Source organism: Mycolicibacter senuensis (genome assembly GCF_003284925.1).
Lineage (GTDB): Bacteria > Actinomycetota > Actinomycetes > Mycobacteriales > Mycobacteriaceae > Mycobacterium > Mycobacterium algericum_A.
The window spans coordinates 1-14,895 of record NZ_QMEX01000092.1 but is presented as its reverse complement, the minus strand read 5'-3'; the positions used below and the strand labels follow the sequence as shown (position 1 = coordinate 14,895).

Annotated in this window: 17 protein-coding genes; 7 read left to right on the top strand and 10 right to left on the bottom strand. The window is 69.9% G+C overall.

Translation table 11 applies throughout. The features are described 5' to 3' along the window. On the top strand, positions 1-518 hold a 518-nt coding region (locus DQP56_RS17520), incomplete at its 5' end, for a zinc-binding dehydrogenase (protein ID WP_165825054.1). On the opposite strand, the gene DQP56_RS17515 is transcribed toward DQP56_RS17520, so the two are convergent. From DQP56_RS17515 to DQP56_RS17485, 7 genes are read right to left on the bottom strand one after another with little or no spacing between them, the layout of a single operon-like run. Beyond that, positions 505-1,998 (bottom strand): flavin-containing monooxygenase, encoded by a 1,494-nt coding sequence (locus DQP56_RS17515; protein WP_112687538.1) that lies wholly within the window; start codon positions 1,996-1,998, stop codon positions 505-507. The two genes, DQP56_RS17520 and DQP56_RS17515, sit on opposite strands and share 14 nt — an antisense overlap. Further along, positions 1,980-2,723: an SDR family NAD(P)-dependent oxidoreductase gene (locus DQP56_RS17510; RefSeq protein ID WP_112687536.1), complete on the bottom strand. Its 744-nt coding sequence runs from the start codon at positions 2,721-2,723 to the stop codon at positions 1,980-1,982. The genes DQP56_RS17515 and DQP56_RS17510 overlap by 19 nt, the downstream gene beginning before the upstream one ends. After that, the gene (locus DQP56_RS17505) at positions 2,723-3,475 is read right to left on the bottom strand and encodes an HpcH/HpaI aldolase family protein (RefSeq protein WP_112687534.1); all 753 of its coding nucleotides are present in this window, start codon (positions 3,473-3,475) and stop codon (positions 2,723-2,725) included. The genes DQP56_RS17510 and DQP56_RS17505 overlap by 1 nt, the downstream gene beginning before the upstream one ends. Beyond that, the gene (locus DQP56_RS17500) at positions 3,472-4,440 is read right to left on the bottom strand and encodes a zinc-binding dehydrogenase (RefSeq protein ID WP_112687532.1); all 969 of its coding nucleotides are present in this window, start codon (positions 4,438-4,440) and stop codon (positions 3,472-3,474) included. The genes DQP56_RS17505 and DQP56_RS17500 overlap by 4 nt, the downstream gene beginning before the upstream one ends. A gap of 2 nt (positions 4,441-4,442) precedes the next feature. Beyond that, positions 4,443-5,615, bottom strand: coding sequence for a cytochrome P450 (locus DQP56_RS17495; RefSeq protein ID WP_112687546.1), 1,173 nt, complete (start codon positions 5,613-5,615; stop codon positions 4,443-4,445). 50 nt (positions 5,616-5,665) lie between these two features. Then, a complete protein-coding gene (locus DQP56_RS17490; RefSeq protein ID WP_112687530.1) occupies positions 5,666-6,382 on the bottom strand; it encodes an NIPSNAP family protein in 717 nt (238 codons plus the stop codon). Continuing rightward, positions 6,382-6,939, bottom strand: a complete 558-nt coding sequence (locus DQP56_RS17485) for a hypothetical protein (protein ID WP_165825053.1) — start codon at positions 6,937-6,939, stop codon at positions 6,382-6,384. The genes DQP56_RS17490 and DQP56_RS17485 overlap by 1 nt, the downstream gene beginning before the upstream one ends. 147 nt (positions 6,940-7,086) lie before the next feature. On the opposite strand from DQP56_RS17485, the gene DQP56_RS17480 reads away from it, so the two are divergent. Then, positions 7,087-7,782, top strand: a complete 696-nt coding sequence (locus DQP56_RS17480) for a DUF427 domain-containing protein (RefSeq protein ID WP_112687528.1) — start codon at positions 7,087-7,089, stop codon at positions 7,780-7,782. On the opposite strand, the gene DQP56_RS17475 is transcribed toward DQP56_RS17480, so the two are convergent. Continuing rightward, positions 7,779-8,681 carry an acyl-CoA thioesterase gene (locus DQP56_RS17475; RefSeq protein WP_112687526.1) on the bottom strand — a complete coding sequence of 301 codons (903 nt, stop codon included), beginning with the start codon at positions 8,679-8,681 and terminating at the stop codon, positions 7,779-7,781. The two genes, DQP56_RS17480 and DQP56_RS17475, sit on opposite strands and share 4 nt — an antisense overlap. A 129-nt stretch (positions 8,682-8,810) precedes the next feature. On the opposite strand from DQP56_RS17475, the gene DQP56_RS17470 reads away from it, so the two are divergent. After that, on the top strand, positions 8,811-9,629 hold the full coding sequence (locus DQP56_RS17470) for an SMP-30/gluconolactonase/LRE family protein (RefSeq protein WP_112687542.1): 819 nt from the start codon (positions 8,811-8,813) through the stop codon (positions 9,627-9,629). A 17-nt stretch (positions 9,630-9,646) separates the two neighbouring features. After that, on the top strand, positions 9,647-10,483 hold the full coding sequence (locus tag DQP56_RS17465; protein WP_112687524.1) for a thioesterase family protein: 837 nt from the start codon (positions 9,647-9,649) through the stop codon (positions 10,481-10,483). Here the strand turns inward: DQP56_RS17465 and DQP56_RS17460 are convergent, their stop codons facing one another. Continuing rightward, positions 10,484-11,116, bottom strand: a complete 633-nt coding sequence (locus DQP56_RS17460) for an SDR family NAD(P)-dependent oxidoreductase (protein ID WP_112687522.1) — start codon at positions 11,114-11,116, stop codon at positions 10,484-10,486. It abuts the gene before it with no gap. A 105-nt stretch (positions 11,117-11,221) separates the two neighbouring features. Between DQP56_RS17460 and DQP56_RS17455 the strand changes: the two genes are divergently transcribed. Then, positions 11,222-11,758, top strand: a complete 537-nt coding sequence (locus DQP56_RS17455; RefSeq protein ID WP_112687520.1) for a TetR/AcrR family transcriptional regulator — start codon at positions 11,222-11,224, stop codon at positions 11,756-11,758. A gap of 82 nt (positions 11,759-11,840) precedes the next feature. Here DQP56_RS17455 and DQP56_RS17445 read toward each other — a convergent pair whose 3' ends face one another. After that, the gene (locus DQP56_RS17445; RefSeq protein WP_112687540.1) at positions 11,841-13,181 is read right to left on the bottom strand and encodes an FAD-binding oxidoreductase; all 1,341 of its coding nucleotides are present in this window, start codon (positions 13,179-13,181) and stop codon (positions 11,841-11,843) included. A 50-nt stretch (positions 13,182-13,231) separates the two neighbouring features. Here DQP56_RS17445 and DQP56_RS17440 point away from each other — a divergent pair, with 50 nt between their 5' ends. Both DQP56_RS17440 and DQP56_RS17435 read left to right on the top strand, forming a co-directional pair. Continuing rightward, on the top strand, positions 13,232-14,131 hold the full coding sequence (locus tag DQP56_RS17440) for an alpha/beta hydrolase (RefSeq protein WP_112687518.1): 900 nt from the start codon (positions 13,232-13,234) through the stop codon (positions 14,129-14,131). Positions 14,132-14,189: 58 nt separating this feature from the next. Next, on the top strand, positions 14,190-14,895 hold a 706-nt coding region (locus DQP56_RS17435; RefSeq protein WP_114475777.1), incomplete at its 3' end, for a DUF222 domain-containing protein.

Here is a 14,895-nt window from a genome sequence, read left to right as displayed (position 1 = left end):
TGGTAGTGGTCGGGCTCGGCGGCGTCGGCATGGCGGCGGTGCTGACCGTGCTGGCGCACGACGGTGTCGACGTGATCGCCATCGATCAGCTCCCGGAAAAGCTCGCCGCGGCCAGCGGGCTGGGAGTGCAGCGCACCTACACACCACAGCAGGCGCTCGACGCCGGGGTGCGGGCGCCGATGGTGATCGAGGCGGTCGGCCATCCTGCCGCCCTGCAGACCGCGATCGAACTGACCGCCCCGGGCGGACGCACCATCACCGTCGGCCTGCCGCCGCCGGATGCCCGGATCAGCGTGTCCCCGCTGGGCCTGGTCGCCGAAGGCCGGTCGCTGATCGGCAGCTATCTCGGCTCGGCGGTGCCGGCCCGTGACATCCCGAGGTTCGTCGCACTGTGGCGCGCCGGCACGCTGCCGGTGCAACAGCTGGTGTCGGCGACCATCGCCCTCGACGACATCAACGAGGCGATGGACCGGTTGGCCGACGGCGGCGCGGTGCGCCAGGTCATCACATTCGACTGACGCCGGGCTCAAAAGTGAAGTCGCGGGTCCGGAAGCGGCGGGTCATCGCCCAGAAGGCGCCGGCGCTACGCGGCCACTGGGTGACCACCCGGCCGTTGGCGGCCCGGAAATAGTTGCTGCATCGCGTGGTCCACACCGTGCCCTGCATCCAGCGGTCGATCTTGGCGATGAAGGCGGCCAGCGCGGCGGGCCGCACCGCGACGTAGGTCTTGCCGGTGCGCCGCAGGTGTTTGAGCGCCCGGACGACGTAGCGCGCCTGGGCTTCCAGCACGAAGATGACGCTGTTGGAGCCGACGTTGGTGTTGGGTCCATACAGCATGAAGAAGTTGGGGAAACCGGGCATCGCCATGCCCAGGTAGGCGCGCGGTCCGTCGCGCCACGCCTGCCGCAGCGTCAGGCCGTCCTCGCCGGTCACCTCGATCTGACCGAGATAGTCCGCGGCGGCATATCCGGTGGCGCAGACCACCACGTCCACCTCGCACTCGGTGCCGTCCTCGGTGACCAAGGAGCGGGACCGCAGCGCCTTGGCCGGGCTGGCCACCACCTCGACGTTGGGCCGGCTCAACGCGGGCAGGTAATCCGAGGAGAAGACCAGCCGTTTGCAGCCCAGCGGGTGATCGGGGGTCAGCGCGGCGCGCAACCGCTGATCGGTGACGTTGGTGTCCAACAGTCGCCTCGCAGTGGCGGCGAACTCGCGGGTCTTGTCGCTGCCATTCTCGATCACCGAGATGTTCGCCTCGCTGCGCAGCCACAGTCGTATCCGGTAGAGCCGTTTGGCCAACGGGATGCGGGTGAACACCCAGTGCTCCCGCTCGGTGTAGCTGCGATCGGGTTTGGGCAGGATCCAGGTCGGCGACCGCTGCACCGAATAGACCTTCGCGGCGACGTCGGCCAACTCCGGCACCAACTGCGCCGCGGTGGAACCGGTTCCGAGCACGGCGATCCGGGCGCCGGCGAGTGGCACCGAGTGATCCCAGCGCGCCGAGTGCATCACGGTGCCGGTGAACGGCTGCTCTTCGGTGAGATCGGGCAGCACCGGCTGGGTGAACAGGCCGACCGCCGAGATCACGATGTCGTAGCGGTACTCGGTGCCGTCGGCGGTGGTCAGGCGCCACTGCCGACGGTCGGCCTCCCAGGCCGCCGAGCGGATCTCGGTCCGCAACTTCAGGTGCGGCCCGAGACCGTGGTCGGCGGCGCAGCGTTCGAAGTACGCCAGGATCTCCGGTTGCTTCGACCACTGCCGTGACCAGTGCGGGTTCAGCTCGAAGGAGTAGGAGTACAGGTGGGATTTGACGTCGCAGGCCAGCCCCGGATAGGTGTTGATCCGCCAGGTGCCGCCGACGCCGTCCTCCCGGTCGAAGATGGTGAAATCGGCAAAACCCGCCCGCCGCAGCAGGATTCCCAGCGCCAGCCCGCCGGGGCCGGCGCCGATGATGCCGACCGACAGCGGCCGCGGTCTGCTCATCGGATCTGTAGGCATTGGCCACCGTCCACCACGAGTTCCGCGCCGGTGATGAACGACGCCGCGTCAGAGACCAGGAACGCCACCGCGTCGGCCACCTCGTTCGGCTCACCGAGCCGGCCGGTCGCCGAGACCGCGGCCAGCCGCTGCTGGGTGCCCTCGTCGAGCATCGGGGTGGCGATCGGTCCGGGGAAGACCGCGTTGACCCGGATTCCGGCGGTCGCGAGTTCGGCGGCCGCGGTCTGGGTGAGCCCGCGCAGCGCCCACTTCGACGCGCCGTAGGCGCTGTGTTGCGGGAAGGGCCGGATCGCGCCGGTGCTGCAGGTGTTCACCACGGCGGCGCCGTCGGCCCGGCGCAGCTGCTCCAGCGCCGCCTGGATTCCGAGGAAGGGACCCAGACAGTTCACCCGCCAGGCGTTTTCGAAGCCGTGCTCCGTTTCGTCGGCGATCGCCGCTCGGTGCAGGACGCCCGCGTTGTTGATCAGTGCGGTCAGCGACCCGAACCGCTGCACGGTGGTTGCCACGGCGGCGTCCCACTGCGACCGGGAGGTCACGTCGAAGGGGATGCCGATCAGCGCATCGTCGGCTCGCGCCGCGGTCCGGCCGGCCACGGCGGCGGCCAGGCCGGCTTCGTTGACGTCGCAGGCGGCCACGGCGAACCCGTCGGCGCGCAGTCGTTCCACGATCGCCCAGCCCTGCCCGCGGGCGGCGCCGGTAACCAGGGCCACGGGTGCTCGTTTCATCAGTGGCTGCCCCTGGCCTCGTTGAGGTGCTCGAGTGCTCCGCACCGTAATGCCTGGGATTCGGCTGCCAGGGTGATCATCTGATAGCCCAGCGCGGCCAGCCGGCGGCCCGCCACCCCGGATCCGCCGTGAACGGCGGCGATCACCCCGGCGGCCGACGCCGCGTGCTGAATATGTGTCATCGCTGCACGCATGCCGGGGTCGGTGGTGGCCTGGGCTACGGCCACGCCCATCGATATCGCCAGGTCGGCGGGCCCGACGTAGATGCCGGCCAGCCCGGGTACCGCGCAGATCTGCTCCACGTCGGCCAGCGCGGCGGCGGTTTCGATCATCGCGAAGACGTCCGCCCGGGATACCAGGGCACGCAGGTCACGGCCCAGTCCCGACCGCAGCGGACCGAAGCTGCGGACGCCGGCCGGTGGGTAGTGCGCGGCGGCCACCGCGGCCGCCGCCTGCTCCGCGGTCTCGATCATCGCGATGATGACCGCGTCGGCGCCGGCATCGAGCACCCGGCCGATCGGCGCGGCGTCCGCGTTCGGCAACCGCACCGCGGTGGCGATCGGCAGGTGCTCGGTGTGCCGCAGCATGCCTGCGATCTCGGCGTCGTCGAGGTAGCTGTGCTGGGCGTCGAACCCCACATAGTCATAGCCCGCCCGGGCGAATTCCTCCGGGCCCAGCACCGTCGGCCCGGTGATCCAGCCGCCCCACAGCGGTGCCCGGTGGTCCAGCGCGGTGCGCAGCGCCGAGGTCATGCGACGATCGCGATCTTGACCCGGTCCGGCACCGGCCGGATCGCCAACTCGAAGGCGGCCTGCGCGTCGTCGCAGCCGAAGACATGGGTGAGGTAGTTCTTCAGCAGCTCGGGATGCTCGGCAGCGAACTTGCCGGCGGCATCCAGCATCCGACCGCGGTCGCGCGTCACGCCGGAGATCAACGTCAGGTTGTTGCGCAACATGGTGCGCATGCTGATCGGGTAGCTGTCGTCGTCGGGCACACCGAAGTAGAAGACGGTGCCGCCGGGTGCGACGGCCTCGATGGCGTGGCTCAGGGTGGCCACCTGGTGGCCGACCGCCTCGATCACGATCTCCGGCCGGTCCGCGGGGTCCAGATGGTGCACCCAGCGGTCGCTGGTGGACTGCACGGCGGTGTCGACGCCGAACCCGGCGGCGACCGCTCGCCGGTCCACCGGGTCCACACCGGTGACCCGCCGGGCGCCGGCCGCCTTGGCGACCGCGCTGAACAGCAGGCCGATCGACCCCTGGCCGAGCACCGCCACATGGCGGCCGGCCAGCTCGGGAAGCTGCTCGACGGCGTAGAGCACGCACGCCAGCGGCTGCAGGCCGACCGCTTCGGCCGGCGTCAGCGCCGGGTCGAAACCGGCGAGTCCGTCGCCGTCGCTGATCACCCGCTGCATCAGGCCGTCGAAGCCGGAGGCCCACCCGACGACACGGTCGCCGGGACGGTGGCGCGGGTGCCGGCTGGCGAGGACGTCCCCGACGACCTCGTGGATCGGGAAGCCGTTCTTCTCCGCCGCGCTGGCACCGCTGTCACCGGGCAGCCTGCCCTGCGCGCCGCGGAAGGCGGGCAGGTCGCTGCCGCACACCCCGGCGGCGAGGAAGGACAGCAGCACCTGTCCTTCGCCGAGCTGTTGCTCGGTGAGGTCGGGGACCTCGATTCGCTCGAATTGGTACGGGGCGACCAGCCGGTGGACCCACATCGTCAGACCTCCACCGGAATGGTGTTCCAGCCCCACTGGAAACTCGACGGCAGCCTGGTCGCACCGTCCTCGACGATGCGGAACTCCGGCACCCGGCGCAGCCATTCGGCCACCAGCACGCTGACTTCCAGCCGGGCCAGGTGGTAGCCGATGCAGAAGTGCTGTCCGCGGCCGAACGCCAGTGAGCGTTTGATCGGCCGGTCCCACCGGAATTCGTCGGGATCGGGGTATTGCCGCTCGTCGCGGCTGGCCGAGGCCAGCAGCGTGATGATGCGCTGGCCCGGCGTGATGGTGGTGTCGTGCACGGTGAACGGCTTGCGGGCGGTCCTGGCGAACCATTGCGCCGGCGCGCAATACCGGATCATCTCCTCGCGGGCGAGCTCCACCGCCGCCGGGTCCGCGCGCACGGCGGCGAGCTGGTCGGGCCGGCGGACCAGCTCCCACAGCCCGTGCGCGACGATCTTGGGCACCGTCTCGGTACCGCCGATGAAGATGCACAGCAGTTGGGTCGCCGCTTCGACGTCGTCGAGTGCGCGCCCGTCCGGCAGCCGGTAGGCCAGCATGCCGTCGACGATCGGCAGCGCGGCCGCGCCCTGCTCGGCACGCCGGCGCTGCACGGCCGGGATCAGGTACTCCAGGTAGTTGGGTCGGGCCGCAGCCGTGTCCACCCCGCTGCCGGCCTGCGCGAGGCTGCCGGCATTCACCGCCGCCAGCACCTCGCCGGCGAGCTCTAGCGGGATGCCCAGCAGCTCGCAGACCACTTGGGCCACCACGATTCCGCCGTAGTCACAGGTCAGGTCGAACCGGCCCTGCGGCAGCAGCTCGTCGAGCCGCTGGTTGGCCAGCACGCGGATCCGCTCAGTCCAGTCGGCTACCGACCTGGGGCGAAACGCCGGTGACTGCAGCCGGCGGATGTCGTCGTAGATCGGCTTGTCGAAGACGGCGTGAAACGGCAGCGGGTTCAGCGGCGGATCGGGGACGGGTCCGCTGTTGTGCTGCGCCAGCACGCCGGCAGCCGGCAGCGTTCCCTCGGAGGCGACGAAGGTGCCGTCGCTGACCGCCAGCACATCCCAGATGTCGTCGAATCGGGAGAGCGCGAACAGATCCCACTTGGGCACGTAGTACACGGGATGGTGATCGCGCAGCACGCGATAGTACGGCAGTGGGTCGGCCATCACGGCCGGGTCGAACGGGTCGTACGAGAAGGCCTGGTCCGCAACCGCTGTCACTCGGCGCCTCGCTGGAGCGGGGAGGGCGGCAGCGCCTGCAGGATGGAGTCCTCCCAGCCGTCCCGCAGTGCCGGCGCCACACTCATCCAGGTCACGATCTCGGCCGGCGGTTGATCCTTCCAGGACGGGTAGTGCTGCGCGAAGCAGTCCCAGTCGCCGTCGAGCACCCAGTAGTGGATGACCTCGTTGAAGCGGAACGTGGTGGTGAACGAACCGAGCCAGCGTTTTCCGGTGCGTTCCGACCACGGCACGTACAGACGCTCCAACTCCCGGATGTAGTCGTCCTGGCGACCGGGTTTGGTCTGCATGATCTCCTGGATCACCAGCGTCGCGTCGAAGCCGGCGTCGCTGAGTTGCGCCAAGGTCTTGTTCTGCGGGGCGGGATAGACGATGCGGCCCTCCCCGGCGGCCCCGATGCCGGCGAGGTAGCCCGACCACTCGGCGGCGGGCTTCGCGTGGCTGCCGCCGCGGGCCTGCGCCCGTCCGATGCGGGCGTAGTCGGCGAACGCGTCGATCTCCCAGATGACGGTGACCTGCGGCCAGTGACCGTTGTAGCGGGTGGTTTCCCACAGCGCGAACAGCCGGGCGCCCAGGTCGGTCATCATCGGCTGGTAGATGCCGGTGAACTTCCCGGTGAACTCGTCGGCCGTGCCCTGGCCGAGGTCGATCGTCTCATGCAGGTACAGCAGCGTGTGGTCGTAGTGCTTGCGCATCAGTCGACCGGCACCAGATCGGAATCGACCGGCAGGCAACGCTTCTGATCGCTGCGGAACATCTCGATGGTGTCCACTCGGAGGTCAGCCCGGGTGTCGGCGGCCATCAGGGCTTGCCTCTTGAAGGCCCGTCCGGCCACGGTGAGCACATGGCGTACCGCGTCGAGTCGCTGGTTGACGGCCATCGGCCAGCTTTCGCCCCACAGCACGACCTCGGTCACGCTGCGCCGCAGCGCGGCCTGCACCCGCTGACGGATCCGGGGATCCCCGGCGAACGCGTCGGTGACCACGGCGAGGCCCTGCCTGACCGTCTCGCCGCTGGTTGCCGACAACTCGGTCTCCAGGTCGGCTGTCCGCACGCCGAGGATCTGCAGCGGGCGCAGGTCCTGTTGCGCCGGCACCATGACGTTGACGTCCCATCCGGTCGCCACCCGGTGATACAGCCAGCCGCCGGCGGCCTGCACCAGCGCGGTGACGTCGAGCGCAATGACATCCAGGTGGTAGCGCAGTTGCGGATCCTCGAACGGCAAGTCCAGCCTCGCAGCGGTGCTTGTCATCGCATCATCCCAGCTCGTCGTGAGGATCTCAGGCGGCGTCACCGGCCGGACAGGGCTTGTCCGAGGGGTGGCGCAACTCTGGAAGATATTACAGTTGAGGCATTAATTGTAAAGTCACGATCTGAACAAGGGGAGGGGTGACGCGACGTGAGTCTGGTCGCCGGACACGGCCCGCTCAGCACCGAGCGCGCCGGTTGGTTCTCGCCCGAGATCGCCACCAGCCTGGTCTATGTCGAGCCACACCCGCGCCGGGTACAGGCGGTCAGTGCCGATCACCCGGTGCTCGACACCGAACGCGCCCTGCTGGTGCATCGCCAGGGTCAGCCGTTGTCCTACGCCTTCCCGGTTGATGTCGTCGGCGATCTGCCGCATCGTCCGGTCCCGGAAGCCCCGGGGTTCGTGCAGGTGCCGTGGGAGGCGGTGGATGCCTGGTTCGAGGAGGGGCGCCGGCTGGTGCACTATCCGCCCAACCCGTATCACCGCATCGACTGCCGGTCGACGCGGCGGACGCTGCGCGTCGAGGTCGCCGGGACGGCGCTGGTGGACACCGACGACACCGTGATCCTCTTCGAGACCGCCCTGCAGCCGCGGCTCTACGTCGCCCCCGGCCGGGTGCGCACCGACCTGCTGCAGCCGTCGGAGACCTCGACCTACTGCAACTACAAGGGTTACGCGACGTATTGGTCGGCGGTGGTCGGCGACGCGGTGGTGGCCGATGTGGCCTGGAGCTACCCGGATCCGCCGCCGGAAAGCCTGCCCATCGCAGGGCTTTTCAGCTTCGACATGAGCCGCGTCGGCGGGTTCGCCGCCCTGCCTGAACCCGCGGCAGCACCGGAGCGCTAGATCCGGGCCTGCTCGGCGATCTTGTTGTCGCTGGTGCGCAGCGGTCGGATCAGCCCGTCCTGGGCGAAGGAGGCGATGAGATCCCCCTCCTCGGTGTGCACGGTGCCGCGGACGTAGGACATACCCGCACCCACCTGGGTGCTCTCATGGCCATAGAGCAGCCAGCCGTCCCACCGCACCGGCTCGTGGAAGCTCACCGTGACCGTCATCGGCGCGGTGGACACCGTCAGATGCGACTGGCTGGTGCCGATCCCGGCGTGGGCGCGCATCGTCGTCGAAATGCCCAGATGGCCGGTGAAGTAGGCGATCAGCGCCTTGGCGAGGTCGTCGCGGGTGGGGATGGGGTCATAGTGCAACCAGGCGTGGATCTCCGGCGGTCCCACCTCGTCTGGACTGTTGACGTCGACGACATCGACGAGGCGCACTTGCCGGCCGGTCATCGGCATTGCGCAGGGATTGGCCTGCGCGGGCGGCGCCACGTCCGGGCGCGGCAGGTGGTGGCGGATGACGTCGGCCGACGGGACGTCGGCGAGCACCGTCATGGTCGCGCAGCGCTTGCCGTTCTGCAGCACCGAGACGACCGCGGTGGCCGTGGAACGGCCCTCGTTGACCACATCGATGGCGTATTCGACCGGCGGGCCCACCAGCACAGCGCGGGCGAACACCGCGTGCACCGAACGGATCGACTTGTCGCCGAAGCGTTTTGCGACGCCGACAATGACCTGCGACAGCAGCTGGGTGCCTTCCACGACCTGTCGTTCGTCGTCGCCGGCCAAACCGGTCGCGCCGGTGAACCGGTCCGGGCCGCCGGTGTTCACCTCGAACAGCTCGAGCAGCCCGGTGACTGACCAGGGCGTGGCCGGCGAGGAGATCTCGGTGGACTCAGGAGACTGCGCCATTCCGCGAGCGTGACATTTCAGTCACGTTTTGTAAAGTGGGCGGGGTCGCGCCCATGAACGCAGGCCAGGAGGACGACCCTGTTGAGCATCGCCGAAACGAGTCTCGACCCCGACACCCCGGCTGCCGGCCTGACGCCCACCCGGCTGGCCGGCGGCTTCTGCTTCGGCGAGGGCCCACGTTGGTTCGAGGGCCTGCTGTGGTTCTCCGACATGCTCGGCGAAGCGGTCCATACGGTCGACCTGCACGGCTCGATGACCACGGTGGCCCTGCCCGGCCGTACGCCGAGCGGCCTGGGTTTCCGGCCGGACGGCTCACTGCTGATCGCATCCGCCCACGACCGTCAGGTGCTCTGCTATGACGGCGACGCGATCAGCACCGTCGCCGACCTGAGCGAACTCGCGCCGGCCGACCTCGGCGACATGGTGATCGACACGGCTGGGCGCTGCTACATCGGCTCGCAGGCGTACTCCGGCGGGGTCATCGTGCGGGTTGATCCCGACGGCGGCGTGCACACCGTCGCCACCGACCTCGACTTTCCCAACGGAATGGTGATCACCCCCGACGGCGGCACGCTGATCGTCGCCGAGTCCATCGGCCGGCGCCTCACCGCCTTCACCGTCGGCGCCGACGGCGGACTCGGTGACCGCCGGGTCTTTGCCGACGGCCTCGACGGTCCGCCCGACGGCATCACCCTTGACGCGGCCGGTGGGGTGTGGACCTCGATGACGCTGGCCAACCAGTTCGAGCGCATCACGCGGGGCGGCACCGTCACCCAGCGCATCGACGTCGGCGAGCGGGCCGCGATCGCCTGCATGCTGGGCGGGCCGAAGCGCCGCACGCTGTTCCTGCTGTCCAGCACCGACGCCTACCCCAAGCGACTGATCGGTACCCGTGAGTCCCACGTGGACACGGTGACCGTGGAGATCCCCGGCGCCGGGCTGCCCTGAAAGGGATCCGTCCGAACATGGAAAAGACCGTGGAAAAGGCCGTGGAAAAGGCCGACTTCTACTACGAACTGCTCGACGCGGGCGACCCCCGGGGCGAGAAGTTCGCTGCCACGGACCTGGTGCGCGGCACGTGGTCGGCGCAGATTCAGCACGCCGCACCGGTGTCGGCGCTGCTGGTGCGGGCGCTGGAGCGCCAGGCGGCCCGCGACGACACCCGACTGAGCCGGGTCGCCGTCGACCTGCTTGGCCCGGTGCCCGCCGAGGGTGCGTTGTGGGTGCGCGCCCAGGTCGAGCGGGCCGGCAAGCAGATCGAACTGGTCAGCGCCGAGATGCTGGCCCCCGGCCCCGACCAGCATCCGCGTGCGGTCGCCCGCGCCACCGGATGGCGGTTGCAGATGCTGGACACCACCGAGGTGGCGAACGCGTCGGCTCCCCCGCTGCGGCCGCTCGATGAGGCGCGCTGCACGGATATGCAGGCGAACTGGGACCGCAACTACGTGCACAGCCTGGACTGGCGGTGGCTGACCAAGCCGCTGGCTCCCGGCGCCGGCGAGTCCTGGATCCGCCCGATCGTCGACCTGGTGGCCGGCGAGCCGATGACGCCATTGCAGCGGCTGTTCGCGGTGGCCGACGACGCCAACGGGGTCGGCACGAAACTCGACATCAGGAAGTGGACTTTTCTGAACACCGACCTGGTGGTGCACCTGCACCGGATCCCCGACGGCGAGTGGATCGGGATCCGCGCCGAGACCAACTACGGCCCGGACGGCATCGGAACCACCCTCGGGACGCTCTTCGACGAGCAGGGTGCGGTGGCCGGCATCCAGCAATCGGTGCTGGTGCGGCGGCGTTGATCAGGCCGGTAGCGCCGGCGAGAGCAGCTCGACAAGGCGCAACCGCGGCCCGGTGATCATCGACGCGACCAGCCGCCCGGCGTCTTCAGCGCAGGTGACGCCGCCGGCCGGTGCCGATCGGACGGTCGAGGCCCGCACCTGGGTGCCGACGAACTCCGCATCCAAGGCCGCCGCCCAGGCGTCGAACTCCCGCCGGCGGACGGCATCGGCGGGCCCCACCAACTCCGGGCTGACCAACACCACATCGCCGGGACCGTTGGCGATCATCGCCGGAATCACCTGTGTGGCAAGGATTTGCGCCCCCACCCAGGTTCGCTCGGCCGACAACCCGAAATCGGTGATGAGCACGTCGGGTGTGCCGATGAGGTACTCCGCGGTGGTCAGGAAGCGGTCGATCGTCTGAGGGTCGGCGAAATCCAGCCGGGCGGCGAACGCGCTTCTTCCGCCCTGCCGCAGTTGCGCCGCGACCCGTTCGGCGCGGTCGGGCTGTCGGCTTCCGATCAGCACCAGGTGACCGTGCGCCGCAAGCTGCGCCGCGGCGGTCTGCGCGATCCCGAAGGCCTCGGTGATGATCATGACGGCTCGCGGCGGGTGCGCGCGGTCCTCGTACGTGACTTGTGGTGCTTCGATCACGATAATTACCCTACCGACCCGTCCAGTGGTCCCGCGACCGTGAGGAACGATGGCCAAGCACCGAACCAGCGTGACACTGACGCTATTTTTTGTAAAGTCTCCGATATGACCCGGAGCACGGTGGACGGCCCCGATGGCTCGACACGGCAGCGGATTCTCGCCGCGACCGCCGAGGTGCTCGGCCGCAACGGGCTAACCAAGCTCAGCCTGTCCGAGGTCGCCTCGCAGGCCGGGGTGTCACGCCCGACGCTGTACCGGTGGTTCGCCTCGAAGGAGGAGTTGGTCTCGGCGTTCTCCCGCTACGAGCGGCATAGCTTCGACAGCGGACTGCATGCCGCCACCGAGGGCCTCAAGGGGACCGAAAAGCTCGATGCCGCACTGCGTTTCATCGTCGACTACCAGCACTCATCGACCGGCGTGCGGATGATCGACATCGAACCCAAGCACGTACTCGGCGATTTCTCCCGGATTATCGTCCCGATGCGCGAAGGGCTGCAACGGATGCTGTCCGGCCCGGACGCGGCGGTGAAGGCCGCGGCGGCGATCCGGATCGCCATCTCGCACTACATCATCCGCAGCGACGACTCCGACCAGTTTCTCGCCCAGCTTCGCCAGGCGGTGGGCATCCGCCACCGCGACTAGCCGAGCCGCCCGGTTCATGCGGCGGTCCCAGCTTCGGCTCTCCTTCGTCGAGCCTCGCTGAACCGCCGGGTTCATGCGGCGGTCAGTCGAACAGCACCGCGGCGTTGAGGTAACCAGTCGGATCGAAGGCGGCCTTGACCGTCCGCATCGCGGCGATATCGTTCGGCCCGCGAGACATCGGCAGGTAGGCGCGCTTGCGACTGCCCACCCCGTGCTCGGAACTGACATTGCCGCCGCAGTCGGCGATGAGCGCCATCATCGCCGCGTACAGCGCGGGTTCGGCGGCTGCCGAGCAGCGCAGCACGTTCAAGTGCAGGTTGCCCTCGCCGATATGGCCGAACAGTACCGGCAGGGCGTCCGGCGCGTGGGTGCGGATCGCCGCGCCGGCTGCGGCAGCGAAACCGGCCACGGCGGCCAACGGCAGCGAGACGTCGAACTTCAACGGCGGGCCGAAAACGCCCAGCACGTCGGCGACCGCCTCGCGCACCCGCCAGAGCCGCTGCCGGGTGGCGGTGTCGACACCGACCGCCGGCTCGTCGCTGCACGACAACCGCTGCAGCAGGCCGAACAGCCGATCGGTTTGGTCGGTGTCACCGGCCAGCTCCACCAGCAGCAGCCAGTCGCCGCGCACCGGCGCGGCGACCCCGAGCCGCTCCCCGGTGAGCGCGGTGACACGGGCGTCGATCAATTCCAGCGTGGCGATGCCGTCGAGATCGCGGAACACCCGGGCGGCGCCGATCAGGGCGTCGAGGTCGGCGAAGCCGCAGATCGCGGTGACCCGATGCTCCGGCGTCGGCCGCAGCCGCAGCTCCAGGCCGGTGATGACGCCGAGTGTGCCCTCGGCGCCGACAAACAGCGCCGGCAGGTTGTAGCCGGTGTTGTCGGCGCGCACCGCACTGTGTCGGCTCAGCAGCGATCCGTCGGGCAGCGCGACCGCCATGCCGAGCACCTGCTCGCCCATGTTGCCGTAGTGCACGGTGCACAGCCCGCCGGCGTTGGTCGAGGCCATCCCGCCGACGGTCGCGGTGTCGCGGGCGGTCAGGTCGACACCGAACACCAGGCCGGCCGTTGCGGCGGCGCGTTGCACCGCCGCGAGCGTGACGCCGGCGCCCACCCTGATCCGGCGTTCGTTGGCGTCGACCTCACCGACGGTGCTCAGCCGCTCGGTGGACAGCAGCACGTCGTCATGTTCGGGGACGGTGCCGGCCACCAGCGAGGTGCGGCCGCCCTGGACGGTGACGTATGCACCGCCGTCCCGGCAGGCCCGCAGCACCGCGGCGACCTCCTCGGCGGAACCCGGCCGCACCAGTGCACCGGCCCGGCCCCGGTAGCGGCCGGTGTAGTCGACACTGTGACCGGCCAGCACGTCCGGGTCGTTGGTGACGTGGGCACTACCCACCACGTCGGCCAGGCTCCGCAGCAGGCTCGCAGACACCGACCCGGTGTACCACACGCCGCGCTACCTTTTCCCACATGGCTACCCGCGAAGACGTCTCCTTCCGATCCGGCACCGACCGGATCAGCGCCTGGCTCTACCGGCCCGACGACACCGGTCCGGACGGCGCACCGCTGCTGGTCATGGCGCACGGGCTGGGCGCGGTGCGCACGATGCGCCTGGACGCCTATGCCGAACGGTTCGCCGCGGCCGGCTACGCGTGCCTGGTGTTCGACTACCGCAACTTCGGGGAGAGCGGCGGCGCGCCGCGCCAGTTGCTCGATGTGAAGATGCAGTTGGCGGACTGGGCCGCCGCGGTGGATTTCGCCCACACCCTGGCCGGTGTCGACCCGGCCCGGATCGGGTTGTGGGGCACCTCGTTCGCCGGCGGCCACGTGATCGCCACCGCGGCACGGCTTCCGGTCGCGGCGGTGGTTGCGCAGTGCCCGTTCACCGACGGGATCGCCTCGGCGCGCACCATCCCGCCGGTGACGATCGCCCGGGTCAGCCTGTTGGCGATGCGTGATCTGGCCGCGGCCCGGCTCGGGAACCCGCCGGTGATGGTGGCCACGGCCGGCCGGCCCGGCGAGGTCGCGCTGATGAGCACGCCCGACGCGTACCCGGGCTACCTGAAGCTCGTCCCGGAGGGGCAGACCATCCGCAACGAGGTCGCGGCGCGGATCGGGATGAAGATCCTCGGCTACCGCCCGGGCCGGGCGGCGGCCAAGGTGCGCTGCCCGATCCTGTTCTGCGTCTGCGACACCGACTCGGTCGCCCCGGCGGGACCGACACTGCGCTACGCGGCGGAGGCGCCCCGCGGCACCGTCAAGAGGTATCCCGAGGGTCATTTCGACATCTACGTCGGCGACGCCTTCGAACGGGTCATCGCCGATCAGCTGGAGTTCCTGGACCGCAATCTCAAGACGGCGGGAGCCTGAGCCGCCCGCGCCGAACCAGCGGCGGCGCGTGCCAGTGGAAACGTGTATTATCGAACGTATGTTCGAGACATCGTTGGCGCAGCCGGAAGAGCTGGATGCTGCCGATGACGGCGCCCTGATCGCGACGATCGCGGGCTGGGCGCGGGTGGAAGCAGCCGCCGCCGCCCACCGGCTGGCCGCCATCGGCGAGTTGGCGGCCCGGCGCATCAGCGGCGACGGGTTCGACCGGTCCCGCTGGACCTGCGACAACTGGGACGCCGCCGCCGCCGAGGTGGCCGCCGCCGAACACATCAGCCACCGCATGGCCTCCTCGCAGATGTACTTGGCCGGCGCCCTGCGGCACCGCATCCCCCAGGTGGCCGCCCTGCTACGCTCCGGCCGGATCAGCGCCCGGCTGGCCTCGGCGATCGCCTGGCACACCACCTTGATCACCGACCCCGGCGTACTGACACTCGTCGACGGTGAGCTGGCTGACATAGCCACCACCCTGGGGCCGCTGTCGGTCACCAAGGCCGCTGAAGCCATCGACGCCCTGATCGAACGTCACGATCCCGCCGCGGTGCGCCGCCTGCGCGACCAGGCCCGCGGCCGCGAACTGGTCATCGACACGACTCACACCGAAGCCGGAACTACCGGGCTGTGGGGCCGGCTGTTCGCCGTGGATGCCGCCGCCCTGGATCAACGCCTGATGCAACTGGCACACAGCGTCTGCGACGACGACCCTCGCACCCTGGCCCAGCGTCGGGCCGACGCGCTCGGCGCCC